Origin of the sequence: Carboxylicivirga fragile, from assembly GCF_050589805.1 — a bacterium.
In the GTDB taxonomy this organism is placed as follows: Bacteria; Bacteroidota; Bacteroidia; order Bacteroidales; family Marinilabiliaceae; genus Carboxylicivirga; species Carboxylicivirga fragile.
In genome coordinates this window covers 66,823-93,796 of record NZ_JBNGOY010000011.1, presented here as the reverse complement: position 1 = coordinate 93,796, position 26,974 = coordinate 66,823, and the positions used below count along the sequence as shown (strand labels likewise).

Sequence of the window (26,974 nt, the reverse complement as noted above, 5' to 3'; positions counted from 1 at the left end):
CCAAAATAAAAAATAACAATGGCAGATTTATTGAATAATACAGCAGACTACAAGGTTGCAGACCTTAGTCAGGCCGATTACGGTAGAAAAGAGATTGATATTGCGGAAAAAGAGATGCCAGGTTTAATGGCGCTTCGTGAAAAGCATGGACAGAATAAGCCATTGAAAGGTGCTCGCGTTATGGGATCGCTTCACATGACTATTCAAACCGCTGTTTTGATCGAGACATTAGTTGACCTGGGCGCTGATGTGCGTTGGTGTAGTTGTAATATTTACAGTACGCAAGATCATGCTGCTGCTGCCATTGCAAAAGCCGGAGTTCCTGTATTTGCATGGAAAGGTGAAACACTGGCTGAATACTGGTGGTGTACCGAACGCGCACTTGACTTTGGTAATGGTTTAGGACCTGATTTGATTGTAGATGATGGTGGCGACGCTACCTTAATGATACATAAAGGAGCAGAGGCTCTAAAAGATGCATCTTTTCTGGATGATGATTACAGTGCTGAGGGCGAAGATTTCCGCGAATTAATTGCTTTGGTTAAGCGTACTTTCGAAGCAGACCCAAACCGCTGGGCAAATGTTGCCAAAGGAATTAAAGGGGTTAGTGAAGAGACGACAACCGGTGTTCACCGTTTATACCAAATGATGGAAAAGGGTGAATTATTATTCCCTGCTATCAATGTTAACGACTCCGTAACAAAATCGAAATTTGATAACTTATACGGATGCCGCGAAAGTTTGGCCGATGGTATCAAGCGTGGCACTGACGTAATGGTTGCTGGTAAAACAGCGCTTATCTGTGGTTATGGTGATGTGGGTAAAGGATGTGCGCAAAGTATGCGTGGTTTTGGTGCTCGTGTTATCGTTACCGAAATTGATCCTATCTGTGCACTTCAAGCGGCTATGGAAGGTTATGAAGTTAGCACCGTGGAAGATGCTTTGTGTGAAGCTGATATTGTGGTTACCACTACAGGTAATAAAGATGTGATCACTATTGAACACATGGAAGCCATGAAAGATCAAACCATTGTTTGTAACATTGGTCATTTCGACAATGAAATTCAAGTTGAGAAACTAGAAACATTCCCTGGCATACAGGAAATCAACATTAAACCACAAGTTGATCAATTCCGTTTTCCTAATGGCAACAGCATTATTTTATTATCAAGAGGTCGTTTAGTTAACCTTGGAAATGCAACTGGTCACCCAAGTTTTGTAATGAGTAACTCATTTACTAACCAAACTTTGGCTCAACTTGAGTTATGGAACAACGATTACAAAGTTGGGGTATATACACTTCCTAAGCATTTAGATGAAGAAGTAGCTCGCTTGCATTTGGGTAAGCTAGGTGTGAAATTGACACGCTTAACTGACGAACAAGCTGAATACATTGGCATTAATGCCGATGGTCCATATAAGCCAGAACATTATAGGTACTAACAGTAAAAATAAATAAGAAAGAGCCGTTCAAAAAAAATGAACGGCTCTTATTTTTTGTATCAAATTGATTCTTTTAAAAACACCAACCAACTCTTACCCCCCCTGAAATGGCCAGAGGAAAATCATCTACTCCACCCAGAAAGGCTTTATGGGAAGTAAAGTCATCATTACTATTTCCAAAACCATAACCCACACCAACGAAAGTATCAACAACAAATCCATTATCAATCACCCATTGCTTACCAAAGTTTAACAGGATACCAAACATTGCATTGGTCTTTCGTTCCTTTGAATAGGAGTAGCTATAGTAATAATAAGATTCGTAATCATATGAATAATACGAAAATGCAAGCTCTGGCCTAATATAAGCACCTTTAAGAATGTGTGCGTAACGTTGACCACGCAAATAATAATCAGGACTCTTGATGAACTTGTAGCCAAGCTTAATAAAAGCTCCTTGTTCGTCCGCATCATAAGCGTCATTACCTACACCTATTATTCCTACAGTTGCTTCTATACTTCCCCCAGGTTTAATACTCCGTTCATAGGTAAACTTCACGCTATTAAATAACGGCGATAAGAAATTGGTTTTAATAATGTTTTTGTGATTATCCACATAATTCTCCGGATTAAGTATGGCCTTTGAAAATGTCAATATATTTCCATTGGCAAGTATTACCTCAGAAACATCAGCCTTATCAATGCCGAAAATAATGGTATCACTAATCTTTGGGTCACTGTACTTAATCTCTAAATCGCCAATCTCTTTAATTAAACACTGAATAGTGTCATTATTACTTTTTATTAATTTGTCTTGTGCTGAGACAATAGAAGTAAAGAATGATAATGCTATAACGGTGAATAGACAAAAATTAAAATATTTCATAAGTTAGGTTTGTGTTGGTTAATCTACAACACTAAGACAATTAAATATATATTAACACTTACAAGTGTAATGTTTTTTCAATGAATCAAATAATCTTATGAAAAGAATTTTAGTTTTTCCACCTATAGTCTTTCTAACAAAGATACGCTCCTTACTAGCACTCTAAGCTTAAACTGTAACCGTTCTAATTCCAGATTCGCAAAGTAGATCCTCGCACATCCGTCTGATAACGTTTCAAAGCCCATTTAGCTGGCCCTTGTATCACACTTCCATATTCAGCTGCAACACTAAATTCCGATTCGCACTCAGGACATTTCATAACGATACTACCAGGTTCAGTCATCTCAACATAAAAAAATCCAGCTTTTTCATGTTCATGAGTACATAGAAGGTCAAAAGCATAAAATTCAGAGTTTGTTACACCAAAAACAACAACGCCATTGATTCCAACAATTCTGTTCAAACCACCCGGTCGAACAATAAAGGGATTTTTGCCATTGTATTGCGGATTATCCAAATCAACTTCCGCACTAAAACGAACCTCAGGAATAATCTCATCATTATCCTTATTGCACGCAAAGCTAATAAACACAAGGAAAGCAAACCCTATTATTCTTCTCATACCTACTCCTATTTATCTTTACCTAATGGATATATAACGGCCAAAGATATTTTTTATGCGCATAATGAAGAAATAATTACTGTTAATCCTCAAAAAAACCGCAATTAATTTTGAGTTTCATTTCTCCTCCACTAAATTTAGAAACTGAAATAAAAACACCATGGAAGACATAGGAGATATTATATACGTTGTGGCAATGATAATCGCAGTTGCATATAGTGCTTTTCGAAAAGCGCAAAAGAACAAGCGTACATCACCATTGCCAAACGAAAATATGCACCCTTTGGATGATCCAATGGATGAAGAAGAGCCCTTTATTGATGACTTGAGGGAACTTTTTAAACCACAGGCTCCAAAACCTGTACCAGAGCCAGTTAAAGAAAAACCCAAGACTCAGCCTCTATTTCAACAGGCTCAACGAGAAAAAGTGGTTCGTCAACCAATTAAAGTGGTTGACATAGAAACAAAGGAAGAAGAAGAACAGGAATTCGATCAAGATCAAATAGACTTACGACAAGCGGTTATTTATTCAGAAATTCTAAATCGACCGTACCAATAAGTAATAGACTTAATAACAAACACTTAAAATCATTTCACGATTAACGTAGTTTGCAGTTGATGTAATCTTTCGTATATTTGCACGAAAGAGTTCTGAGTTAATCGGGATTCTTTTATTTTTTTAGGTGATACTAGAAATATAAAATTAGGAGGAAAAATAAAATGTCAGACATTCAATATATAACCGAATCAGGTTTAAAGAAATTAAAAGAAGAAATTCACCAGTTGGAAACTTTCGAACGTCCATCAATTTCAAAACAAATTGCGGAGGCAAGAGACAAAGGTGATTTATCGGAAAATGCAGAATATGATGCTGCAAAAGAAGCACAGGGATTGTTAGAGATGCGTATTTCTAAACTTAAAAACACCCTTGCCAATAGTCGAATCCTTGACGAGTCAAAAATTGACACATCTAAGGTACAGTTATTAAACAAGGTGCAAATCAAAAACCTCAACAATGGAGCTTCAATGACTTACACCATTGTACCTGAAAGCGAAGCTAACTTAAAAGAAATGAAGCTTTCGGTATCAACGCCTATTGCCAAAGGTTTACTTGGCAAGAAAGTTGGTGAAAAGGTTGAGATTAATGTACCAAATGGTGTAATGACATTTGAAATAATCGATATTTCAATTTAATACATTCAATTATGCCTAGCATTTTTACACGTATCATCAATGGTGAAATCCCTTGTTACAAAATAGCCGAAGACGATCGTTTTTTCGCTTTTTTGGATATCAATCCATTGTCAGAAGGCCATACATTGGTTATTCCTAAATTAGAAGAAGATTATCTTTTTGATTTAGAAGATACATTATTGGCTGATATGATGGTTTTTTCTAAGAAAATTGCGGTAGCTCAAAAAAAGGTAATTGATTGCAAAAGAGTAGGCATAGCAGTATTAGGACTTGAAGTACCTCATGCACACATTCATTTAATCCCGCTTCAAAACGAAACCGACATCAACTTTTCAAAACCGAAGTTGAAGTTTTCGCAAGAGGAATTTATTGCAATTGCGGATAAGATTAAGGTTCAGCTATAAGTTGGTGATTACATAATATACAAAAGGCAAACTCACTTGAGTTTGCCTTTTTTGCTTTATAAATTTCAATATTAGTAATCCTTTGAGTATGGCATTGACTTAACATCAATAGCCCATTTTTTATTCGGACGACTACTCATTATAAATACTAATTCGCCTCCTTCAGCAATATCCTTGTGATTGATAAAGTTCTTATCCCAAGGCTGCCCGTTTAAGGTTACAGACTTGATGTAGATATTTTTCTTAGAAGCATTTTTAGCTAGGATAGAAAATTTCTTGCCATTTTCAAGATTGATTACAGCTTGATTTACTGATGGTGACCCTATTACATATTGGCCCGACCCAGGACAAACAGGATAAAATCCCATCGATGAGAAAATATACCATGCCGACATTTGCCCACAATCGTCATTTCCACAAAGTCCATCAGGTTTATTCAAATATTTAGTTTCCATAATCTCATGGATTCGTTCAGCCGTTTTCCATGGTTTACCAGCCCAATTATACATGTACGCTACATGATGACTTGGCTCATTTCCATGAACATATCCACCCATAATACCTTCACGGGTAATATCCTCGGTATGTGCAAAATATTCATCCGGTATGTGCATCGTAAATAGTGAATCTAAATGCATGGAAAAACGTTCTTTTCCTCCCATCTCAGAAATTAATCCGCCAACATTTTGAGGTACATACAAGGAGTAATTCCATGAGTTCCCTTCAATAAAACCAGCTCCATGCGTATCTAAAGGATCAAAATTTGCAAGCATCTTGCCATCCTTTGTCTTCGCTCGAACATAAGCTGTGTTGGCATCAAACAAATTTCGCCAGTTTTCAGAACGTGATAAATATAGATTAACTAAGGACTCCTTACCCATAGCCCTTGCTAGCTGAGCAATGGTATAATCATCATAGGCATATTCCAATGTGATGGATGCACCATAATGACTCGTTTCATGGGGAACGTAACCGTACTTTTTGTACTCACCAATACCTTCGTAACGGTCATAATTAGCACTTGCTACACAAGCTTCCAAAGCTTTATCCGCATCAAAACCTCTGACTCCATTTACGTAGGCATCTGCAATAACTGGTACCGCATGATAGCCAATCATACACCAATTTTCATTTCCAAAATGACTCCAAATTGGCAAGATATTGTGAACACTCTGCTCGTAATGTGCCAACATTGAATTAATCATATCAGACGAACGCGTGGGCTGAACCAATGTCAAAAAAGGATGTTGCGCACGATAAGTATCCCATAAGGAAAACACCGTATAATTGGTAAAGCCATCGGCCTGATGAATATTGTGATCTATGCCGCGATACTTTCCATCCACATCCATGTATTCGCTCGGATGAATAAACGAATGGTACATAGAAGTATAGAAAGTCACCTTTTTTTCTTCAGGTGCATCAATCCGAATTCGACTTAGTTCTTTTTGCCATTCAGCCTTAACTTCTTTTCGTGTACGTTCAAAATCAAAATGTGGCACTTCTGCCTCCAGATTCTTAAGAGCGCCTTCTGTACTAACCGCCGACAAAGCAAATTTAACCTTAATCTCCTCGCCTTCTTCTGTTGAAAAGTCAAAGTTGGCCGTTAAGGCTTTCCCTGCCATCTCCGGGAAATTATCCCCTTGGTCGAACTTGCGCCAAAAACCATTGTATTTCACTTCTTCATCATTACTACAACCGTAGTTTTTGATGGGCTTAGAAAAACTCATGGCAAAATACTGATAGTTGGTACGTGCCCAACCTCGAGTAATTCGATAACCTGTTACCAATGTGTCATTCTCAACACGAATAGTTGACCAAAGCACCTTACCATTGTAATTATAGATTCCATGTGTTAAGTCTAGAATTATATGGGCATCATCCGCTTCAGGAAAAGTATACTGATGAAAACCAACTCGTTGGGTAGCTGTTAACTCAGCCTTAATTTTATAATCGTCGAGCTCAACTGAGTAATAACCTGGTTCGGCATGCTCTGTCTCTTTCCGGAATAATGATCGATACCCCAAAGATGTATCATCGATAGTTCCAGGATTATGCTGTACTTGACCCACAGTCGGCATCACCAAAAAATCGCCTAAATCAGAATGACCGGTACCACTTAAATGGGTATGACTAAAACCAACAATCGACTTGTCGGTATATTGATAGCCGGCACAATAACGGTAAACATCCTTATTATATTTGCCATCGTTAAAAAACAGAACACTATCGGTATCCGGGCTTAACTGTACCATACCAAATGGTGAACAAGCTCCGGGAAACACATGTCCCATCTCTTGAGTACCAATAAAGGGATCGACATACTCTGTTAGATCTTCAGTTTGAGCAAGTGCTAAATGGAAATTCAGTAATATTAGACAGCTAATAAAAACGCCTTTGACTTTCATAAAATTGGGTTTAAGTTTAAATCTCACCCAAAAGCTAAGCCTATTTCAACTTTTCACAAAATCATCAAGTATTTAATATTAACAAATTGATAAGAATCAATATTTACGGTCTGCCTATATTAAGTATTGAAACAAATCAGGTCGTTCATTGAGGTACTCAACCACAAAACCATTCGCTTCCATTCGCTCAATAAGGCCATCGAAATCTTCTTTCTTCTGCAATTCAACGCCAATTAAAGCGGGTCCTTTTTCGCGACTTGTTTTTTTACGGTATTCAAAGTGGGTTATGTCATCCCCAGGCCCGAGTACTTGATCCACAAAATCGCGCAAAGCACCGGCACGTTGCGGAAATCGTACTATGAAATAATGTTTTAAACCTTCATAAAGAAGCGAGCGCTCCTTAATTTCTTCGGTTCGCGTAATGTCATTATTACTACCGCTAAGGATGCAAACTACATTCTTACCTTTTATCTCATCAGCATATAAATCCAAAGCTGCTATACTGAGTGCTCCGGCTGGCTCCACAACGATAGCGTCAAAATTATATAACTCTAATATTTTGGTACAAACCTTACCTTCTGGTACCAATAGCATTTTATCAATCACCTTTTGGCAAATATCAAAGGTATAAGAGCCAACTTTTTGCACCGAAGCACCATCCACAAATTTATCAATCTCTTCCAGTTCTATAACTTCACCAGCACGTAAAGACCAATCCATGGCCGGAGCTCCTTCCGGCTCTACTCCTATTATTTTTGTATCGGGGCTCATGTTTTTGAAATAACTTCCCAAACCTGAGATCAGTCCCCCACCTCCAATAGGTGCAAATATATAATCTATTTTTTCCTTACTCTGTTCTAATATTTCTAAACCTACTGTGGCTTGTCCCTCAATAATTTTGGGATCGTCAAAGGGATGAATAAAGGTACGTCCACGTTGCTGACAATCTTCCATTGCCGCATCATAGGCATCATCATAGGTATCGCCAATTAACACCACCTGAACATTATCCTGCCCGAACATCTTAACCTGATTCACCTTCTGTTTAGGCGTTGTACTGGGCATGTAAATAATACCATCAATTCCTAAGGTCTGACATGAATAAGCCACACCTTGAGCATGATTACCTGCACTTGCACACACAATACCTACATTCAACTCAGCCTCACTCAAGCTTTTAATTTTGTTGTAAGCTCCACGAATTTTATACGATCGTACATTCTGTAAATCTTCGCGCTTAAGCATAATATTAGCATTGTACTTATTCGAAAGATTTAAATTTCGATTGAGCGGAGTTGTCTCCAATATTTTATTGAGCGTTTGTTTTGCTGCAATAATATCTTCAACCTTGGGATAATACGATTGGGCATTATCTGCTTTTGTGGTCTTTGAGCGTGGTTTCATTAATTTGTTTTGTTGTTGGGATAAAAAACGCCGATCATCAGGAAGACTAATCGGCGTTACAATTCTTTATTTTATAGCATTAGCGAGCCAATCACCTACTTCCGATGTTTTGTAAGCTTTGCCATCTTTAACAATATCTTCGGTAACAATGCCTGCTTCAAGTGATTTATTAACCGCATCTCTTACCGCCTGAGCTTCGTCTAATAAATCTAATGATTCTAAAAGCATTGCTGCAGAAAGAACTGTTGCAATAGGGTTTGCAATATCTTTACCTGCTGCCTGTGGATACGATCCATGAATAGGCTCAAATACTGAAGTATGTACACCAACCGACGCGGAAGGCAATAAACCTAATGAACCTGTAATTACAGAAGCCTCATCGCTAATGATATCACCAAACATATTCTCGGTCACCATCACATCAAATTTCTTAGGCCATTGAATCAACTGCATTGCTGCATTATCCACAAACATATAGTCTACTTCAATATCCTTATGATCGGCTTCCATTGCCTGAGCAGTTTCTCTCCAAAGACGAGACGTTGCCAATACATTAGCTTTATCAATTACTGTTAATCGCTTATCGCGTTTACCTGCGTATGAGAATGCTAATTTCAGGATACGCTCAATTTCTTCCGTTGTATAAGTACAGGTATCAAAGGCCTTTTTCAGATCTTCCGAACGTCCTTTTTCACCAAAATAAATACCACCAGTTAACTCTCGTACTACAACAAAATCGGCACCTTCAACAATATCCAAACGCAATGGACTCTTGTCTAACAAAGATGGGAAAGTTGTAACCGGACGAATATTCGCATACAAGCCCAATTTTTTACGCATACCTAACAATCCTTGCTCAGGTCGCACCTTTGCTTTTGGATCATTATCGTACTTCGGATCTCCGATAGCACCAAATAAAACAGCATCAGAATTCATACATACTTCGTGCGTTTCGTCCGGATAAGGATTCCCAACCTGATCAATCGCTGTGGCTCCAACCAATGCATTTGTATAAACTACTTCGTGGTTAAACTTTACAGCAACTGCATCAATTACTTTCTGCGCTTGTTCAACTATTTCCGGTCCAATGCCATCTCCTGGCAAAACTCCAATATTCAATTTCATATAAAAAGCTTCTAGCTTCTAGCTGCTAGAGGCTAGCAGCTATTGACTTGTTTATAATTTTAAATTTCCGTTCTCAATCAAGTTAAGCATTTTTACGGTCGCTTTAATGGCAGCTTCCGTTTGATCGGCATCCAGCCCTCTGGTCTTAAATAACTTCCCATTGTAATCCCAGGATATAACCGTTTCTACCAAGGCATCTGTTTTTCCTCCAGGGGGAATGGTTACCCAGTAATCGGCCAATAATGGATGAGGCTTTTTCAACTCATCATATATTTTCCAAAGCGCCTTCATAAAAGCGTCGTACTGACCATCTCCCGTGGAAGACGCCTGATAGTCTATATCTTCAATCCGAATACTTACCGATGCTGTTGGTTTCATCCCACGAGTTAAGGATAAGCTATAGTTATTCATCTTAATATACTCGCCTATGGAAGCACTTTTTAGCACATCAGAAATAATATAAGGCAGATCTTCGGTCGTAACCATCTCCTTTTTATCACCTAACTCAATTACCTCTTGCGTTACGCGCTTCATTTCTTCTGGACTTAGACTAATACCCAGCTCTTCAAGGTTCTTTAGAATATTCGCCTTTCCTGATGTCTTACCTAATGCATATTTACGTACACGTCCAAAACGCTCAGGCATCAAATTATTGAAATACAAATTATCCTTGTTATCACCATCAGCGTGCACACCACTGCATTGGGTAAACACATATTCACCTGTCAATGGTTTATTTCCAGGAATACGAATTCCACTAAAACTCTCAACCATCTGACTCATGCGTGTTAGTTTTGACTCATCCAAGTTGGTGCTAACATTTAAGTGATCATTCAATATACCAGTAATACTTGCCAACGGTGCATTGCCTGCTCGTTCGCCTAATCCATTAATGGTGGTGTGTATTCCTTGTACACCAGCTTTCACTGCAGCAAATACGTTGGCAACCGCCAAATCGTAATCGTTATGCGCATGAAAATCGAAATGCAAATCTGGATAACGTGTTATGGTTGATGAGCAAAAGTCCAGCACCTGTTCAGGATTAAGCACCCCAAGCGTATCAGGCAACATATAGCGTTTTATCGATTCATCTTTTAACTGATCCAATAAATAGAATACATAATCAGGAGAATCCAACATGCCATTTGACCAATCTTCGAGATAGATATTAACATCAATATCCATAGAATCAGCCTGTGCTATTAGCTCTTTAATATCATTAACGTGTTGTTCAGGAGTTTTTCGCAACTGACTTGTGACATGCTTCAACGATCCTTTAGTTAATAAATTGACAACACGTCCTCCAGCATCTTTTATCCACTGTAAGGAAATGCCCTTATCAACAAAACCAAGCACTTCAACCTTATCGTGATAACCATTCTGAGAGGCCCATTCACATATTTTTTGTGCCGCCTTGAATTCACCTTCACTCACACGAGCGGATGCAACTTCAATTCGATCTACTTTTAATTCTTCGAGTAAAATACGCGCCATAGCGAGCTTTTCGGCGTCGTTGAACGACACGCCTGTGGTCTGCTCGCCATCCCTAAGGGTTGTATCCATTAGCTCAACTGTCATTCCTTTGTAATTTTAGGTTAATGTTAAAATACTTACATCATAAAGTGGTGCGATGTAAGTATTTTTTAAAACCTTACCAGCAATGAACTAAAACACCACTGGTAAGACACTATTAAAATTTTACAGCTTGCTTTTCGTAGGCTGCAATTTCTTTTTCAAGACTCAACAAATAATCAATATCATCGTAGCCATTCATCAAACAACTTTTCTTGTAGGAATTGATTTCAAAACCTTCTGATGCACTAGTAGCAACATTAGTGATTGTCTGATTCGCTAAATCAATTTTAACTTCAGTCTTATTATCTGCATCAACAGATGCAAACAAACCAGCTAAAAACTCCTCCGACACTTGCACCGGTAATACACCATTGTTCAACGAGTTTCCGCGAAATATATCGGCAAAGAAACTTGACACAACAGCTTTGAATCCATATCCTGCAATGGCCCAAGCAGCATGCTCGCGGCTTGATCCACTTCCAAAGTTTTTACCGGCAACTAAAACCGTTCCATCGTAAGATGGCTTATTCAATACAAAATCAGCCTTAGGCTGACCAGCCTTATCATATCTCCAGTCGAAGAATAAGTTATCTCCAAAACCTTCTTTAGTTGTGGCTTTTAAAAATCGAGCAGGAATAATTTGATCAGTATCCACATTTTCGATTGGCATTGGTACAAAGCTTGTTTGCACCGTTACAAATTTTTCTATTGGCATATTCTTTCCTCCTGATTTCTAATTAAAAATGGTACGTGGATCTGTAACAACACCAGTTACTGCAGCAGCAGCAGCCGTTAAGGGACTAGCTAGCAGCGTACGCGAACCTGGTCCCTGACGACCTTCGAAGTTTCGGTTTGATGTAGAAACAGCATACATGCCTTCAGGAATTTTATCATCATTCATTGCTAAACAAGCCGAACAACCCGGTTGACGCAACTCAAAACCTGCAGCTTCTAATTGCTCTTTCAAACCTTCTTCAATAGCCTGTTTTTCAACTTGCTTACTTCCGGGAACAATCCAGGCAGTCACACTATCTGCTTTCTTCCTTCCTTTTACAGCCTCGCAGAAAGAACGTAAGTCTTCGATACGTCCATTGGTACAACTACCAACAAAAACGTAATCTACTTTTTTACCTTCCAGCTTATCGCCAGCAGCAAAACCCATATACTCCATCGATTTCTGGAAAGAATTTTTTGAGCTATCTTCGATAGAATCAAGCGTTGGAATATTACCACAAACCTTAGCCCCCATACCTGGGTTAGTTCCATAAGTAATCATTGGCTCAATGTCAGCAGCCTCATAGTTTAATTCCTTATGAAACACAGCATCGGCATCGGTACAAAGTGATTTCCAATAAGCAACAGCCTCGTCCCATTTAGCACCTTTAGGTGCTTGCTCACGCCCTTTGATGTATTCAAAAGTTGTTTCGTCAGGTGCAATCATACCGCCACGAGCACCCATTTCGATACTCATGTTACAAATGGTCATACGTGCTTCCATTGACAAACTGCGGATAGCAGATCCTGCAAATTCAACAAAGTAACCAGTTCCTCCACCAGTTGTCAACTTCGAAATGATATAAAGGATAATATCTTTTGATGTCACTCCTTTATGAAGCTCACCCTCGATATTAATGCGCATGCTTTTAGGTTTTGGCTGCATAATACACTGTGTTGCCAAAGCCATTTCAACCTCACTGGTGCCAATTCCAAAGGCAATGCTACCAAAGGCTCCGTGTGTTGAAGTATGACTATCACCACAAACAATGGTCATTCCTGGCTGCGTTATTCCAAGCTCAGGCCCAACCACGTGAACAATACCATTGTAGGGATGATTTAAACCATACATGGTAATGCCATTTTCTTCACAATTTTGCTTTAAAGTCTCAACCTGTACGCGCGACAATTCGTCTTGTATGGTCAGGTGTTGATTTATTGTCGGAATATTGTGATCGGGTGTTGCAATAACCTGATCTGGTCGTGCTACTTTACCCCCACGTGCTTTTATTCCTCCGAATGCTTGCGGACTTGTCACCTCATGTATAAAATGACGATCGATATAAAGAACGTTTGGCCCGTCATCAATTGTCTTGACGACGTGGCTGTCCCATATTTTATCAAATAATGTTTTTCCCATTTTTAAAGCTATTAGCTGCTAGCCCCGATAGCTATCGGGGTTGCTAGCGTATTTTAAGGTTTCGGAGATATTTTCTGCCTACTGCCTTTTTTCTACTGACTACTATCTATTTATCCTATTTTCGAAATTGCATCTAAGAAAGCTTCCACTGATGCAGTTATAATATCTACGTTAGCAGCAAATCCATAATAAGTTTGCCCCTTATGTTCTACCTGAACATGCACCTTACCAAGATCATCGCTTCCGCGTGTGATTGCCTGAATCAAGAACTCTTCCAAATGAACCTTACGTTTTACCAAATTCTTAACAGCAGAAAAAGCAGCATCAATAGGGCCATTACCTGAAGCAGTGTCGGTAAACACATCACCATCGAAGCTTACAGCTACAGTAGCGGTTGGAATAGTTGAACTACCAGATATTACCTGTAAAGATTCTAACTTGATGGAGCGATCTTGCTTTTCTTTTTCAGTACCAGCTAATGCTTCCAAATCTTCATCAGCCACATCTTTTTTCTTATCGGCCAAATCAAGGAACTGATTGTAGATTTCATCCAACTCAGGCCCTTCAAATTCGTAACCCAATACATGTAAGCGGTGTTTCAAGGCAGCTCGTCCACTACGAGCTGTTAATACGATGCTTGATTCTTTTACACCAACATCAGCCGGGTCAATAATTTCATAATTCTCACGGTTCTTCAACACACCATCCTGATGAATTCCAGAAGAGTGAGCAAAGGCATTACGTCCAACAATGGCTTTATTAGCCTGAACTGGCATACGCATCAAGGTAGAAACCAACTTACTTGACTTCATTAACTGCTTTGAATCGATTCCGGTTTGGTAATCCAAATCGTGGTGCGATTTCATTGCCATTACTACCTCTTCTAATGAAGTATTACCAGCACGTTCGCCTAAACCATTAATAGTAACCTCAACCTGACGAGCTCCATTTACAACACCTGCTAAAGTATTGGCAGTTGCCATACCCAAATCGTTATGACAGTGTGTTGATAAGATAGCCTTATCTACATTCGGCACATTATTTACCAAATAGGCTATTTTCTCACCATACTCTTTTGGTAAACAATAGCCAGTAGTATCCGGTATATTAATAACTGTTGCACCAGCCTTAATAACCGCTTCGACTACACGAGCCAGGTACTCATTATCTGAACGACCTGCATCTTCAGCATAAAACTCCACATCTTCAACAAATCGTTTGGCGTATTTTACTGCTTCAACAGCACGCTCAACAATCTCGTCTTCGTTAGAGTTTAATTTATATTTTATATGGTATGGTGAAGTACCAATACCTGTATGTATACGACCGCGTTTTGCAAATTTCAAGGCATCGGCAGCTACTTCAATATCTTTTTTTACCGCACGCGTTAAAGCACAGATGGTTGGGTTCTGAACTGCTTTCGAAATTTCAACCACCGAATTAAAATCTCCGGGACTTGAAATAGGAAATCCAGCTTCGATCACATCCACGCCGAGCTTCTCGAGCTGACGGGCTACTTCTATCTTTTCAATAGTGTTTAACTGGCATCCCGGTACTTGCTCACCGTCTCTTAATGTTGTATCGAATATATGAACTTTGTTATCCATGGTTAATGTTTTAAGAATGAATATTCCGAATTTCAATCCCTTTAAAAAAGCTAATAGCTGATAGCTGTCAGCCAATAGCTAATTCATCGGATGACTTAATATTTCTTTCTAGTCATCCGATGAATTGTCAATTATTATTGGTTTTCTGGTCTCAATTTGCGAACAGCAGCACCTGCTTGCCACATTTCTGAATCATTCAGTTCCTTAAGCTCGGCATCTAACTTTACACGGTAATCGCTCTGACTGTTAGAGTCAATTGAACGTTGTGCTTCGTTTCCGGCAGCAACTTCTTTATAAAGCTTTTCAAAGACCGGTTTGGTAGCATCGCGGAAAGGCTTCCACCAATCTAATGCACCACGCTGAGCTGTAGTAGAGGTATTGGCATACATCCAATCCATACCGTTTTCAGCAACTAAAGGCATCAAACTCTGAGTTAATTCTTCAACTGTTTCGTTAAATGCTTCTGATGGTGAGTGACCATTTGCACGCAATACATCGTACTGAGCAGCAAATATTCCCTGGATACATCCCATAAGCGTTCCGCGCTCACCAGTTAAATCAGAGTATACTTCGCGTTTGAAGTCTGTTTCGAAAAGGTAACCCGAACCTACGCCAATACCCAAGGCAACAACACGATCAAATGCTTTTCCTGTTGCATCCTGGAAGATAGCGTATGAAGAATTCAATCCACGTCCTTCAAGAAACATACGACGAAGACTTGTACCTGAACCTTTTGGAGCCACCAAAATTACATCAACATCAGCTGGAGGTACAATACCTGTGCGCTCTTTGTAAGTAATTCCAAATCCGTGTGAGAAATAAAGTGCTTTCCCAGGAGTTAAGTGCTTCTTAACCGTATCCCACATTTGAATTTGTCCTGCATCTGACAATAAGTATTGAATAACAGTTGCTCTTTCAAGTGCTTCTTCAATTTCAAATAATGTTTCACCAGGAACCCATCCATCAGCAATAGCTTTGTCCCAAGTCTTTGACTCCTTACGCTGACCAATGATCACGTTGAATCCGTTGTCTTTAAGGTTGAGTGATTGTCCCGGACCTTGCACACCATAACCAATTACAGCAATGGTTTCATCTTTTAATACTTCGCGTGCTTTCTCCAATGGGAACTCTTCCCTTGTAACAACACTTTCTTCGGTTCCTCCGAAATTAATTCTAGCCATGATTTATTTAATTAATGTTTGTTTTTTAGCTTCTGGCTATTAGCCGATAGCTACTAGCTTTTTGTACTTCTTAATTATATTCTCATCTTCTGATTAATCCAGAAGCGACTTTTGTTTTTCGAGTTTCTTCAAATAATTAGAGAGCAACTCTTCTTTAAGTTTGGTTACCGCAATTCTACCAGAGCGAACAAACTGAGATACGCCAAAATTATCGAGCTTATCAAATAGTTCTTGGGTATCTGCCTTATGACCAGTCTTCTCTATAACTGTATAGTCCGATGTTACTTCCAAAATGCGAGCACCATACTGACGCACCAAACGCTCAATCTCGTTACTGTTTAACAACGATTCGGTTTTTACCTTATATAAAGCAACTTCTTCATGAATGATTTCATCTGTTGTAAAAACATAAGCTTTAATCACGTCGATGATCTTTTCAATTTGCCCCAACAATTTATTTACCTGATCGCGTGATGTGAACACCACAATGGTAAATTTATGAATACCCGGGATGGCCGACTCAGAAGTATTTAAACTTTCGATGTTAATGTGTCGACGAGTGAAAACCGTTGTGATTTGATTTAACAAACCAACATGGTTCTCGGAATATATTGATAATGTGAATTCTTGTTTCATGTGTTGTTTTTTAGATGTTGAGATTTGTAGACAATAGACTTTTAGAAATTCCTCTTTTCTTATAGTCTATCGTCTCTAAGTCTAGGTTTCTAATATTTTACTCAAGTCGAATTTCAGATACCGAAGCGCCAGTTGGTACCATAGGAAATACATTACCTTCTTTCTCAACTTTCACTTCTAATAAGAATGGCCCGTCGTGACTCACCATTTGTTGAACAGCAGCATCTAAGTTATCACGGTCATCAACTATTGCGCCTGCAACTCCATATCCTTTTGCTATCATTTGGAAATCAGGATTAACCAATTCAGTTGATGCATAGCGCTTATCGAAAAACATTTCTTGCCATTGGCGAACCATACCCAAGAAATTATTATTTAACAAGATAATTTTAACAGGTGCATTGGTTTGGAAAATGGTTCCTAACTCTTGTATTGTCATCTGAAAACCACCATCACCAACAAATAAACATACCGGACGCTCTGGCTGCCCCATTTGAGCTCCTAAAGCGGCAGGTAAACCGAACCCCATGGTTCCCAATCCACCAGAAGTTACAACGCTTCGTGTATTCTTAAACTTAAAATAACGCGAAGCCATCATCTGATGCTGTCCTACATCGGTTACCATAATCGCATCATCACCATATGAATCTGTTACTCTTCGAATCACCTCACCCATGGTCATTCCTTTTTTAGAAGGAAATAACTCTTCGTTGATTATTTTTTGATTCTCAACCTTATCACACACTCTGAATTCGTTCAACCAATCGGTATGCTCATTCTCCGAAACCATTGCTGTTAGCATTGGTAAAGATTCTTTCACATTACCAACCACTGGCACATCAGCGTATATAATTTTATTTATCTCAGCCGGATCAATCTCTAAATGAACCACCTTGGCATTAGTCGCATATTTCTGAACATTACCCGTTACACGATCATCGAAACGCATACCGATGGCAATGATCAAATCACTCTCATTTGTCTTAACGTTAGGTCCATAATTTCCATGCATACCTAACATACCAACGTTCAACTCATGTTCAGTTGGTAAAGCGGATAATCCTAACAAAGTCCAAGCAGCTGGTATTCCTGATTTCTCAAGAAACGTTTTTAACTCCTTTTCAGCATTACCTAGTACTACACCTTGCCCAACTAAAGCTAAAGGTTTCTTAGCCAAATTTATTAATCGTGCAGCTTCTGCTACCTTATCCTTCTTGGTTGGTGTTGCCGGTGTATAGGACCTAACCTTTTCTACTGGTTTATATTCATAATCAATCTGAGCGAACTGAGCATCTTTAGTTATATCGATTAACACAGGCCCAGGACGACCGCTACGTGCAATATAAAATGCTTTTGCTATGGCTTCAGGAATTTCCTCAGCACGTTTCACCTGATAATTCCACTTTGTTATTGGTTGCGTAATACCTACTACATCCGTTTCCTGAAAGGCATCGGTACCTAATAATGGAGAAGCCACCTGACCGCTTATTACAACCATTGGCGTGGAATCAACCATGGCATCAGCAATACCGGTAACAGCATTGGTGGCACCTGGTCCGCTTGTCACCATACATACACCTACTTTACCCGTAACACGTGCAAAACCTTGAGCTGCATGAACAGCCCCCTGCTCGTGACGAACCAAAACATGATTCAATTTATCTTGATAATGGTAAAGCGCATCATAAATCGGCATAATGGCGCCACCCGGATAGCCAAATAATAAATCAACACCTTCGTGTAATAATGATTGCATTACAGCCTCGGAGCCTGTCATTCTTTGCTTTTTCATCGGATTAGCCTCCTTTGTTTGTGGTTGTGTTTTTGTTTCCATGTTAATGGACTTTTTATAGTTGTTTAGATATTAGACTAATAGATTATAGATTTTTTCAGCTTGTTACAGATAAATTGCATAAACCTCTATTATCTTATTGTCTATTATCTATATATCTCATGTTTAATCAATTAATCTAACTGCGCCTTTATCAGCTGAACTTACAATGCTGGCGTAGGCTTTTAATGCTTTGGACACATTCCTGACTCGATCACCAGGTTGAAAAGCAAATTTACCCTTGGCTACTTCTGCACTTCGTCTTTCAGCTAGCTCATCTGCAGATATCTGAAGTTCTATTTTACGATTTGGAATATCAATTAAGATCGGGTCGCCATTCTGAACCAAAGCAATATTACCTCCTGCTCCTGCTTCGGGTGAGGCATGACCAATGGATAAGCCAGAAGTTCCTCCAGAGAAACGGCCATCGGTTAACAAGGCACATTCTTTACCCAAATGTTTCGACTTAAGATAAGAGGTTGGGTATAACATTTCTTGCATACCTGGTCCGCCTTTAGGTCCTTCGTAACGAATAATAACCACATCACCAGCTTTTACCTCATCGGACAAAATACCATCACAAGCATCATCTTGCGATTCGTAAACACGGGCTGTTCCATTAAACACCCAGATAGATTCGTCAACACCAGCCGTTTTTACAATGCAACCTTTCTCGGCCAAATTGCCAAACAACACAGCCAATCCACCATCCTTCGAATAAGCGCCTTCAATGCTACGAACACATCCCTTTTCACGATCCAAATCCAACTCAGCATAAGTGGTTTTCTGCGAACCCATTGTCAAATTGAATAAACCTGCAGGTGCACTTTTATATATCTCTTTTGCAGCATCAATGGCCGTTCCGCCAGCTACATCATAATCTTTCAAGGCCGCTTCCAAAGTTGAATAGTCAACACGACTTACATCGGCATGCAACAAACCACCTCGGTTTAATTCTGCCAAAATACCCATGATACCTCCGGCACGATTTACATCTTCGATGTGATAATGTGAGTTTGGTGCTACTTTTGATAAAACAGGCGTACGTCGCGAAATCTGATCGATGTCATCCATAGTGAAATCAACACCAGCCTCGTGGGCAATTGCCAAAATATGCAATACTGTGTTGGTAGAACCTCCCATAGCCACATCTAAAGTCATGGCATTTTCAAAAGCTTTTTTACTGGCTATTGAACGTGGTAAAACCGACGCATCACCATCGCGGTAATACCTCTCGGTCATTTCAACAATCAAATCGGCCGCTCTTTCAAACAACTTAAAACGATTTTGATGTGTTGCTACAATCGTTCCATTACCCGGCAAAGCCAAACCGATAGCTTCATTCAAACAGTTCATTGAGTTAGCCGTGAACATACCCGAACACGATCCACATGTAGGGCAGGCATTACGTTCCACCTCATTTACTTCTTCATCCGATACGGTATCATCAGCAGCCATTACCATGGCATCAACTAAGTCTAACGCTTTGCCTCCGGCCTTTCCAGCTTCCATTGGTCCACCTGACACAAACACTGCAGGAATATTCAAACGCATGGCAGCCATCAACATACCTGGGGTAATTTTATCACAATTGCTAATGCAAACTAAAGCATCAACCTTGTGTGCATTAGCCATATACTCAACACTATCAGCGATTATATCGCGCGATGGCAAGGAATATAACATACCATCGTGCCCCATGGCTATTCCATCATCGATGGCAATGGTGTTGAATTCGGCAGCAAAACAGCCATTAGCTTCAATCTGCTTCTTTACCTTTTGACCTATGTCGTGTAAATGAACATGACCAGGAACAAATTGTGTAAATGAATTGACCACTGCAATAACAGGTTTGCCAAAATGATTCTCCTTCATTCCATTGGCGCGCCAAAGACTTCTGGCTCCTGCCATTCGTCTCCCTTCTGTTGTTGTTGCACTTCTTAATTTAAATTTCATCGAATATGGTTGTTTTGCTAAAAAAAAAGCCTTTCTCATGTTTGTGAGAAAGGCTCTATATATTTTGTTAGTATCTTAACTATACAGCATTCTCACTTCCCTCAGGTAATAATGACCACGAGAATAATAATAATATCGAGAATGAGTGATAGATTGAATTTCATCTTTTATCTGCTTTTTACGTGAGCAAATGTAGGATTGATTTTTAAAACACCAAAGGAATAGTCAAAAAAATATTGAAAAAATTTACCATTTGTTAGTTTAGAGCCTTTATATCTTACTATTTAAACCCGCTTTTACACTTATATAGTATATTCGAAATACACAGAGCTTATTTAAGATATCAGCATCCGAATAATCAAGGCTGATTTATAACACATTATAGTAGTCATGTTAAAATTATAACAACAAGCTCTGTCGCGTTAAAACTGTAAGTTCAGAAATTTTTCTTTAATGGTGCTTCTCTGGAAATATTGAGCTATGCAATTAAACTCATAAAACAGCTCATTTAAACACTCGGGAAACTATAGTAATTCAAATCTAAAAAACTGTTAAACTTTAATTTACACAAGCATCACCCCCATTCGCATGAGGCACAAAACCATTAGCGAATAAATTCTCTAATTGAATATTATTAACCGAATTTAAAAAAATATTAACAAGCCTGCTAATTTGCTATGGTATCAGTCTGAAGAGCGAGAAATTCCTCATAAACTAAATTAATGGCTTCCATCATTTCGTAATCAGGCAACTTAGGATCAATATTATGTTTCGATCGCAAAAAGACGATGAACGAATCTAACTTACCACCTTGGAACTTTGTAAAAACCTGAAGGTTTTCACGGCTAGCCAAACGGTTGAAATTACTGTACAAACTTTCGTAAGCTAATAATTTGGCATATTGTTTTTCTTCTTTCGTTCTATAAGTTCCCATTGAAATTCCTCCGCCAAACATACCACTTTCGGCCTTCGCAATTGCATTCAACTCCTTCATATCAATATGAATGGGCATATGCATTTTTGTGGGCATCATATCCATATTGGCAATTTTATGTCGGAAGGTAGCATACGATCTGAACCACAATACATCAACTGCCTCAAGCGCATATTGCTTGGGCTGAACTTCTAAGATGATGATGGTTTGATCTAAATCCAATTCAGCCACAGGCCAAACGCCATCTTCATAACCCATACATCGAAACAGAATGGTATCACTTAAACAAACCTGTATTTTAAAAAGGCCTTTATCGTTCGTCTCTTTTCCTATTCCTGTTGCACTATTGGCTATAAATGCAAAGGGTACCTCCTCTTCAGTATTACTAACTTCGACCTTACCGTAAATATGAATGGTTTCGTTCTCCTGAGCTTGAACGTTTCCAAACATCAAAATTAATAACACTACACTGTATATCTTTTTCTTCATAGAATTTCCTCTTGCAGCCTACAAGCTAACTATTCATTTATATATTGCGCAAATAAATCCATTACTTTAACCCTTACGGTCTCAGTTGTATCGTATTTGTTGAGCTCAACGTTTACATTACAATAGACGATAAAACTTTCCAATTCCTTCCCTTCTAAACTAGAAACTTCACGCATCATTTCAACCGTCAACAATTCTCTAATAATGGTTTCTTCCATTAATTTCAGCACCTTAATTTTTGACTTTTCGAGCTTACTTGTATGATAATAAATGTAATTAATGGGCTGAAAAAAAGCGGCTAAAACTGGAGGTTTACTTCGATACAATGGTCGCAAATCGGGCGGAACATCACTGCCTTTTCCCAGCTTAATTTCGGGAGGCAAAAACAAGTCTAATTCAGCTTGTTTGGCTCGCATCTTTTTTAAATAATCCTGGTACTCGCTAAATTTTTTATAATAATTAATATCAACCTGACCAATCATGTATGACGTTCTCCTAAGAGCTATGGTTGTTTTACCCGCAATGCTATCGATTAAGTCATCAACCAACACACTTTTTGCCTCGAAGCCCAATGCCATAAATTTTAGACTATCACCCTTTGGCACTTGAATAAAAAATTCACCTAAGGAATCGGCTGCAAAAATCTGAACCAACTTATAACTCGCAATCTGAGTCAGAGGCAGACGTGAGCTATCGGCTTGATTAATCACTAGACCATCAAGCCATACGTGATCCACACCTTGTGCCACAGTTCGCTTAGACACAGAGCACAAACTAACAATTAGTAAAACTGAAAAATATATACGCATGCAAGCCAGGCTTAAGTATGATCAAGATAGTTTCTTTTCAATCTGATAACTATATTTTTAACATCATTTAATACAATTAACAGGAATTAACGGAATCAATCACTGCAATGAGACAAAGCACGTGCCATTACTATTATTTAAATAAATGATCTTTCTTGGTAAAAGGTTGCCTGGGGCGAGTAAAAAATCTAGTCTTTGAATAGCGGCATAACACTTTAAAAATTTAACACCACTGAACTAAATAGTTAAAATAAGAGTAAGTCGTCTTTTTAATGCTTGAAAACTTATTAATTACATATATTTTTGCAGCAAACAAAAAAATCATCACAAATGAGCGATTTAAAAATTCAAATTGAAAAAGCTTGGGACGATAGAAGCTTATTAAAAAATGCCGACACGGTTGAGGCCATTAAAACAGTAGTTAAAAAACTGGATAAAGGCGAATTACGAGTAGCAGAACCACAGGGTGACGAATGGATTGTCAACGAATGGGTAAAAAAAGCTGTTATCATGTATTTCCCTACTCAAAAAATGGAAACCATTGAGGTAGGCCCTTTTGAATTTCATGATAAAATTGCTTTGAAAACCAATTACAAAGAATTGGGTGTACGTGTTGTTCCGCACGCTGTTGCTCGCTATGGCGCCTTCATCGAAAGTGGTGTTGTTATGATGCCATCATACGTTAATATTGGTGCGTATGTTGAAAGTGGAACCATGGTAGACACATGGGCTACAGTGGGAAGCTGTGCACAAATTGGTAAAAACGTTCACTTAAGTGGTGGTGTTGGTATTGGTGGCGTATTGGAACCAATTCAGGCTGCTCCGGTAATTATTGAAGACGATGCTTTTATCGGTTCACGTTGCATTGTTGTAGAAGGGTGTCGCGTTGGTAAAGAAGCTGTTCTGGGTGCTAATGTGGTATTAACCGGATCAACTAAAATTATTGATGTGACCGGTTTTGAACCAGTAATTTACAATGGTTATGTACCTCCTCGTTCAGTTGTAATTCCAGGGTCTTATACTAAATCGTTCCCTGCCGGAGAATATCAGGTACCTGCTGCCTTAATTATAGGTAAACGTAAAGAATCGACAGATAAGAAAACATCGCTTAACGATGCTTTGCGTGAAAATAATGTGGCTGTTTAATGAGATAAGAGATTATTAGATATTAGACTGTGAGACTACTTGCAGAATAAATAAACGAAAGCCCTTGAATTAATTTTCAAGGGCTTTTATTGTATGTCGAGTTTATTTATTAAAAGCATAACCCAAAGTAAAATTAACCGAGCTAACATTAATATACTCTAAAATATACCGAGTATTAACAAGTGGTTGACGATACTCATACTCGCAATTCAGATAAAAGTAGTTTTTATTAGCCAGGGCTTTCCGAACTCCTCCTCCAATTACAATTCCACCATGATATGGTTGAAATTTTGTTTCCATGGCTGGCCCAACCATTGGTGGTTCATTCCAAACTTTCCTAGCTTCATATTCAGAACCTAGTAAAAAAGTATTGGTATATCCTATCGACAAGTACGGTTGAAATGACTCTATCGGTAAATAATACTCTACTTTTAATGGAATACTAATAACTGCATATTTTGCATCTATGCGATAGGTCGTTAGCTTTTCGTTATAGATTGCAGCCTTGAAATCCCCACTAAAATTGTTGGTTGACAATTTTAAACCGGTTACAAAATTCCACAAATAATGTACTCTTGATGAAGCAAATCTGAAGTTAACTCCAACCAGCGGATCAACACTTTGTGCTTTATCACTTGAATTCTCCAGACCTAACCACGATAAGGAAACGCCACCATAAGGCTCAATGAACCAATTTGATTTCATCGACTTTGTGTAATCATAACACTCTTCCCCTTCACAAACCTCATAGTGATACTTTTTTGCAACCTCAATCAAAGGTTTATGATCCAGTTTAATGGTCTGAACATCCTTTACCAAATCCGGATATTCCTTAAATAAATAGGCAAGCACATTCCGATGCCTGTTAGAATCGTAAGCATACTTTCCTCCATATTCATCGTAACCTATAATCTCCTCATTGCTTAATGCAATCATCCTACCATCCGTTTCCAAAAAGTAGCGATCAACATTAGGTTCCTTTAAATAATATAGGTTAATAATACCACTCAAGAGAAACTCCAAAAAAACAGTTTGCTTTATACTGTCAATGCTAACTTCCTTACTTATATAAAGCTTAGAGTTCTCAATACGAAAAGCTGTAATTTCTCCAGGATGAAAAACCTCTGCTGATCCATCCGCTGATTGATAAAACCGACACGCTTTTGAATTTTTGAAGTTTGACCCCAAATCAATAAAACCATTTATGGTATCAACATGATTCTTAATAATAAAACCAGGCTTTAAATCTTTTTGGGCCATAGAAGGTAAAGCACCCAAATACAATAACGACATTGCAAGCAGCAATCGAAATTTAATCATACTAATAAGGTTATCACAAACGCCACAGAGCAACATTTGCTTCGGTTAAAGTTATTTCTCAGTGATACAAAGATATTATTTAACAAGAAACCTCCAAAGTGACATAAATATCTAATTGATTAAAAAGGAGCTTCTTCATCAGTTGTGAAATCACTATCTTGCAGGCGCAAATTATAGAATACAATTACCATGCACGACGATTTAAAGAAAGCACTTGAAGTACTGCGCGATGGCGGTATTATATTATACCCTACCGATACCATATGGGGACTTGGCTGCGACGCCACTAATGCGGATGCTGTAAAACGCATTTATGATTTGAAACAACGTGCTGACTCGAAAAGCATGTTGGTACTACTAGATAACACAGCTAAGTTGGCTGGTTATGTCAATGATATTCCTGAAGTAGCTTTTGACATGGCTGAATTGACTAACAAACCGCTAACAATTATATACGATGATGCCAAAAACATAGCTTCAAACCTAATTGCAGAGGATGGCAGTGTGGGCATTCGTATTACAGAAGAAGAATTCTCGAATCAATTATGCGCTCGCTTTAAAAAAGCCATTGTTTCAACATCAGCGAATGTGAGTGGCCAACCATCGCCCCAGCACTTTGGCGAAATTAGTGATGTTATAAAAGAAGGGGTTGATTACATTGTTGGACACCGACAAGAAGAAACCAAAAATCCCGCCCCATCGAGCATTGTAAAAATTGGCAAAGGTGGCGAAGTGGTTATTATTAGGGAATAGATCAGAGATTATTAGATAAGAGACAAATAGACTATTAGATCATAGACCTAGCAAATAATGGAAATTCAAGATATATTATTTCATAACGAGAGTCCTGTTCAGATACGTTTTAACGACATAGACTTACTGGGGCACGTTAACAATGCCACGTTGCAAGAATACTTCGACCTTGGCCGAATGCATTACATTCAAAAAGCCTTTGGAGATGATTTATTCAAAGGCACTAAGGCATTGATCATCGCTTCGGTTCATACCGATTTTATGATGCCCACCTTCTTACAAGAAGATATTGTTGTGAAAACGGCTATTTTAAGTATTGGTGGTAAAAGTCTTCAGATGGAACAACACATTATTGAAACCAATAAAAATCAAGTGAAGGTTGTCTGTAAATCAGTAATGGTAGGCATAGATACATCTTTGCACCAAAGTATTGAGATACCACAAGAATGGCGAGATATAATTGGTAAAATGGAAAACAGAGAATTCTAATCCAAATCAACCAAACCTTCAGGCAGTTTAAAGACAATTATTTGCTTTTCATCATCAATCTTCACAATAAAATCTTCTACTATTGGGATTAATAATTCACGCCCTTGATAGTCTATTTCGAAAAGTGGATTTTTGGCGATGTCTTTAATGGCAACTATTTCACCTAACTGCCCCAAGCCAACAGCCTCGGTTTGATAACCCACCAACTGATAAGCCGAAAAAGGTTCTTCAACTTCTTCTTCATCATTTGATGTATCCTTCATTTTAACATACACAGGCATATCGATGAGTTGTTCGGTTGATTTATCGTTGTCAACCAAGGCAAGCTTAATTAAAACATCAGCTTGCTTTTTCTCACGCGCTTCTTCCAGGTAGTAGGGAACCAATCCCCCATCCATATCAATGAATAGAAACTCCACATCAACGTGATCGATACTAAACTCTTCGAATAAACGCAAAACTAATTCCCCATTTACGCCATGTGCTTTTACCAATACACCTACCTGACGACACTCGTGTTTTTCAATCATTGCTATTCAATTTTTCAAAGCTCAAAGATAGCAATAGTTAATTAGTCCCGATAAAAATCGGGAATAGTCAGAAGGCAGTAGTCTAAAATAAATTGAAT

At 38.6% G+C, this 26,974-nt stretch carries 24 protein-coding genes; 7 read left to right on the top strand and 17 right to left on the bottom strand.

Annotation, left to right across the window (positions count from 1 at the left end):
• The first annotated feature begins 18 nt into the window (after nt 1-18).
• Nucleotides 19-1,443, top strand: a complete 1,425-nt coding sequence (gene ahcY / locus ACRD7B_RS06595) for an adenosylhomocysteinase (RefSeq protein WP_430823697.1) — start codon at nt 19-21, stop codon at nt 1,441-1,443.
• A gap of 73 nt (nt 1,444-1,516) precedes the next feature.
• Here ahcY and ACRD7B_RS06590 read toward each other — a convergent pair whose 3' ends face one another.
• Nucleotides 1,517-2,329 carry a hypothetical protein gene (locus ACRD7B_RS06590; RefSeq protein WP_430823696.1) on the bottom strand — a complete coding sequence of 271 codons (813 nt, stop codon included), beginning with the start codon at nt 2,327-2,329 and terminating at the stop codon, nt 1,517-1,519.
• A gap of 184 nt (nt 2,330-2,513) precedes the next feature.
• Nucleotides 2,514-2,951, bottom strand: coding sequence for a Rieske (2Fe-2S) protein (locus ACRD7B_RS06585; protein WP_430823695.1), 438 nt, complete (start codon nt 2,949-2,951; stop codon nt 2,514-2,516).
• A gap of 160 nt (nt 2,952-3,111) precedes the next feature.
• Between ACRD7B_RS06585 and ACRD7B_RS06580 the strand changes: the two genes are divergently transcribed.
• The 3 genes from ACRD7B_RS06580 to ACRD7B_RS06570 all read left to right on the top strand — a co-directional run bounded on the left by ACRD7B_RS06580 (nt 3,112) and on the right by ACRD7B_RS06570 (nt 4,549).
• Complete coding sequence (locus ACRD7B_RS06580) at nt 3,112-3,510, top strand: hypothetical protein (RefSeq protein WP_430823694.1); 399 nt, start codon at nt 3,112-3,114, stop codon at nt 3,508-3,510.
• A 161-nt stretch (nt 3,511-3,671) separates the two neighbouring features.
• Complete coding sequence (greA, locus tag ACRD7B_RS06575) at nt 3,672-4,145, top strand: transcription elongation factor GreA (RefSeq protein ID WP_430823693.1); 474 nt, start codon at nt 3,672-3,674, stop codon at nt 4,143-4,145.
• Nucleotides 4,146-4,156: 11 nt separating this feature from the next.
• Nucleotides 4,157-4,549, top strand: a complete 393-nt coding sequence (locus tag ACRD7B_RS06570; protein WP_430823692.1) for an HIT family protein — start codon at nt 4,157-4,159, stop codon at nt 4,547-4,549.
• A gap of 71 nt (nt 4,550-4,620) precedes the next feature.
• Here the strand turns inward: ACRD7B_RS06570 and ACRD7B_RS06565 are convergent, their stop codons facing one another.
• The 13 genes from ACRD7B_RS06565 to ACRD7B_RS06505 all read right to left on the bottom strand — a co-directional run bounded on the left by ACRD7B_RS06565 (nt 4,621) and on the right by ACRD7B_RS06505 (nt 22,593).
• Nucleotides 4,621-6,957 (bottom strand): GH92 family glycosyl hydrolase, encoded by a 2,337-nt coding sequence (locus ACRD7B_RS06565; protein ID WP_430823691.1) that lies wholly within the window; start codon nt 6,955-6,957, stop codon nt 4,621-4,623.
• A 114-nt stretch (nt 6,958-7,071) separates the two neighbouring features.
• Complete coding sequence (gene ilvA, locus ACRD7B_RS06560) at nt 7,072-8,361, bottom strand: threonine ammonia-lyase (RefSeq protein ID WP_430823690.1); 1,290 nt, start codon at nt 8,359-8,361, stop codon at nt 7,072-7,074.
• Nucleotides 8,362-8,427: 66 nt separating this feature from the next.
• Nucleotides 8,428-9,486 carry a 3-isopropylmalate dehydrogenase gene (gene leuB, locus ACRD7B_RS06555; protein WP_430823689.1) on the bottom strand — a complete coding sequence of 353 codons (1,059 nt, stop codon included), beginning with the start codon at nt 9,484-9,486 and terminating at the stop codon, nt 8,428-8,430.
• A 51-nt stretch (nt 9,487-9,537) separates the two neighbouring features.
• Entirely contained in the window at nt 9,538-11,064 is a 1,527-nt protein-coding gene (locus tag ACRD7B_RS06550) for an alpha-isopropylmalate synthase regulatory domain-containing protein (RefSeq protein ID WP_430823688.1), read from the bottom strand.
• Nucleotides 11,065-11,176: 112 nt separating this feature from the next.
• Complete coding sequence (leuD, locus tag ACRD7B_RS06545) at nt 11,177-11,776, bottom strand: 3-isopropylmalate dehydratase small subunit (protein ID WP_430823687.1); 600 nt, start codon at nt 11,774-11,776, stop codon at nt 11,177-11,179.
• An 18-nt stretch (nt 11,777-11,794) separates the two neighbouring features.
• A complete protein-coding gene (gene leuC / locus ACRD7B_RS06540) occupies nt 11,795-13,195 on the bottom strand; it encodes a 3-isopropylmalate dehydratase large subunit (RefSeq protein ID WP_430823686.1) in 1,401 nt (466 codons plus the stop codon).
• 110 nt (nt 13,196-13,305) lie between these two features.
• Nucleotides 13,306-14,802 carry a 2-isopropylmalate synthase gene (locus ACRD7B_RS06535; RefSeq protein ID WP_430823685.1) on the bottom strand — a complete coding sequence of 499 codons (1,497 nt, stop codon included), beginning with the start codon at nt 14,800-14,802 and terminating at the stop codon, nt 13,306-13,308.
• 134 nt (nt 14,803-14,936) lie between these two features.
• Nucleotides 14,937-15,983, bottom strand: a complete 1,047-nt coding sequence (ilvC, locus tag ACRD7B_RS06530; protein ID WP_430823684.1) for a ketol-acid reductoisomerase — start codon at nt 15,981-15,983, stop codon at nt 14,937-14,939.
• A gap of 93 nt (nt 15,984-16,076) precedes the next feature.
• Nucleotides 16,077-16,619: an acetolactate synthase small subunit gene (gene ilvN, locus ACRD7B_RS06525; protein ID WP_430823683.1), complete on the bottom strand. Its 543-nt coding sequence runs from the start codon at nt 16,617-16,619 to the stop codon at nt 16,077-16,079.
• Nucleotides 16,620-16,716: 97 nt separating this feature from the next.
• Nucleotides 16,717-18,453: a biosynthetic-type acetolactate synthase large subunit gene (gene ilvB / locus ACRD7B_RS06520; RefSeq protein ID WP_430823682.1), complete on the bottom strand. Its 1,737-nt coding sequence runs from the start codon at nt 18,451-18,453 to the stop codon at nt 16,717-16,719.
• A gap of 123 nt (nt 18,454-18,576) precedes the next feature.
• A complete protein-coding gene (gene ilvD / locus ACRD7B_RS06515; protein WP_430823681.1) occupies nt 18,577-20,406 on the bottom strand; it encodes a dihydroxy-acid dehydratase in 1,830 nt (609 codons plus the stop codon).
• Between the two features lie 667 nt (nt 20,407-21,073).
• Nucleotides 21,074-21,829, bottom strand: a complete 756-nt coding sequence (locus tag ACRD7B_RS06510; protein ID WP_430823680.1) for a peptidase associated/transthyretin-like domain-containing protein — start codon at nt 21,827-21,829, stop codon at nt 21,074-21,076.
• A 29-nt stretch (nt 21,830-21,858) separates the two neighbouring features.
• Nucleotides 21,859-22,593 (bottom strand): hypothetical protein, encoded by a 735-nt coding sequence (locus tag ACRD7B_RS06505; RefSeq protein ID WP_430823679.1) that lies wholly within the window; start codon nt 22,591-22,593, stop codon nt 21,859-21,861.
• Between the two features lie 375 nt (nt 22,594-22,968).
• On the opposite strand from ACRD7B_RS06505, the gene ACRD7B_RS06500 reads away from it, so the two are divergent.
• Entirely contained in the window at nt 22,969-23,784 is an 816-nt protein-coding gene (locus ACRD7B_RS06500; protein WP_430823678.1) for a 2,3,4,5-tetrahydropyridine-2,6-dicarboxylate N-succinyltransferase, read from the top strand.
• A gap of 102 nt (nt 23,785-23,886) precedes the next feature.
• Here ACRD7B_RS06500 and ACRD7B_RS06495 read toward each other — a convergent pair whose 3' ends face one another.
• Nucleotides 23,887-25,104 carry a hypothetical protein gene (locus tag ACRD7B_RS06495; protein WP_430823677.1) on the bottom strand — a complete coding sequence of 406 codons (1,218 nt, stop codon included), beginning with the start codon at nt 25,102-25,104 and terminating at the stop codon, nt 23,887-23,889.
• 189 nt (nt 25,105-25,293) lie between these two features.
• Between ACRD7B_RS06495 and ACRD7B_RS06490 the strand changes: the two genes are divergently transcribed.
• Nucleotides 25,294-25,857, top strand: coding sequence for an L-threonylcarbamoyladenylate synthase (locus tag ACRD7B_RS06490; RefSeq protein ID WP_430823676.1), 564 nt, complete (start codon nt 25,294-25,296; stop codon nt 25,855-25,857).
• 57 nt (nt 25,858-25,914) lie between these two features.
• A complete protein-coding gene (locus ACRD7B_RS06485) occupies nt 25,915-26,346 on the top strand; it encodes an acyl-CoA thioesterase (protein WP_430823675.1) in 432 nt (143 codons plus the stop codon).
• Here the strand turns inward: ACRD7B_RS06485 and rimM are convergent.
• Nucleotides 26,343-26,876 carry a ribosome maturation factor RimM gene (gene rimM, locus ACRD7B_RS06480; RefSeq protein ID WP_430823674.1) on the bottom strand — a complete coding sequence of 178 codons (534 nt, stop codon included), beginning with the start codon at nt 26,874-26,876 and terminating at the stop codon, nt 26,343-26,345. The two genes, ACRD7B_RS06485 and rimM, sit on opposite strands and share 4 nt — an antisense overlap.
• Nucleotides 26,877-26,974: the final 98 nt, after the last annotated feature.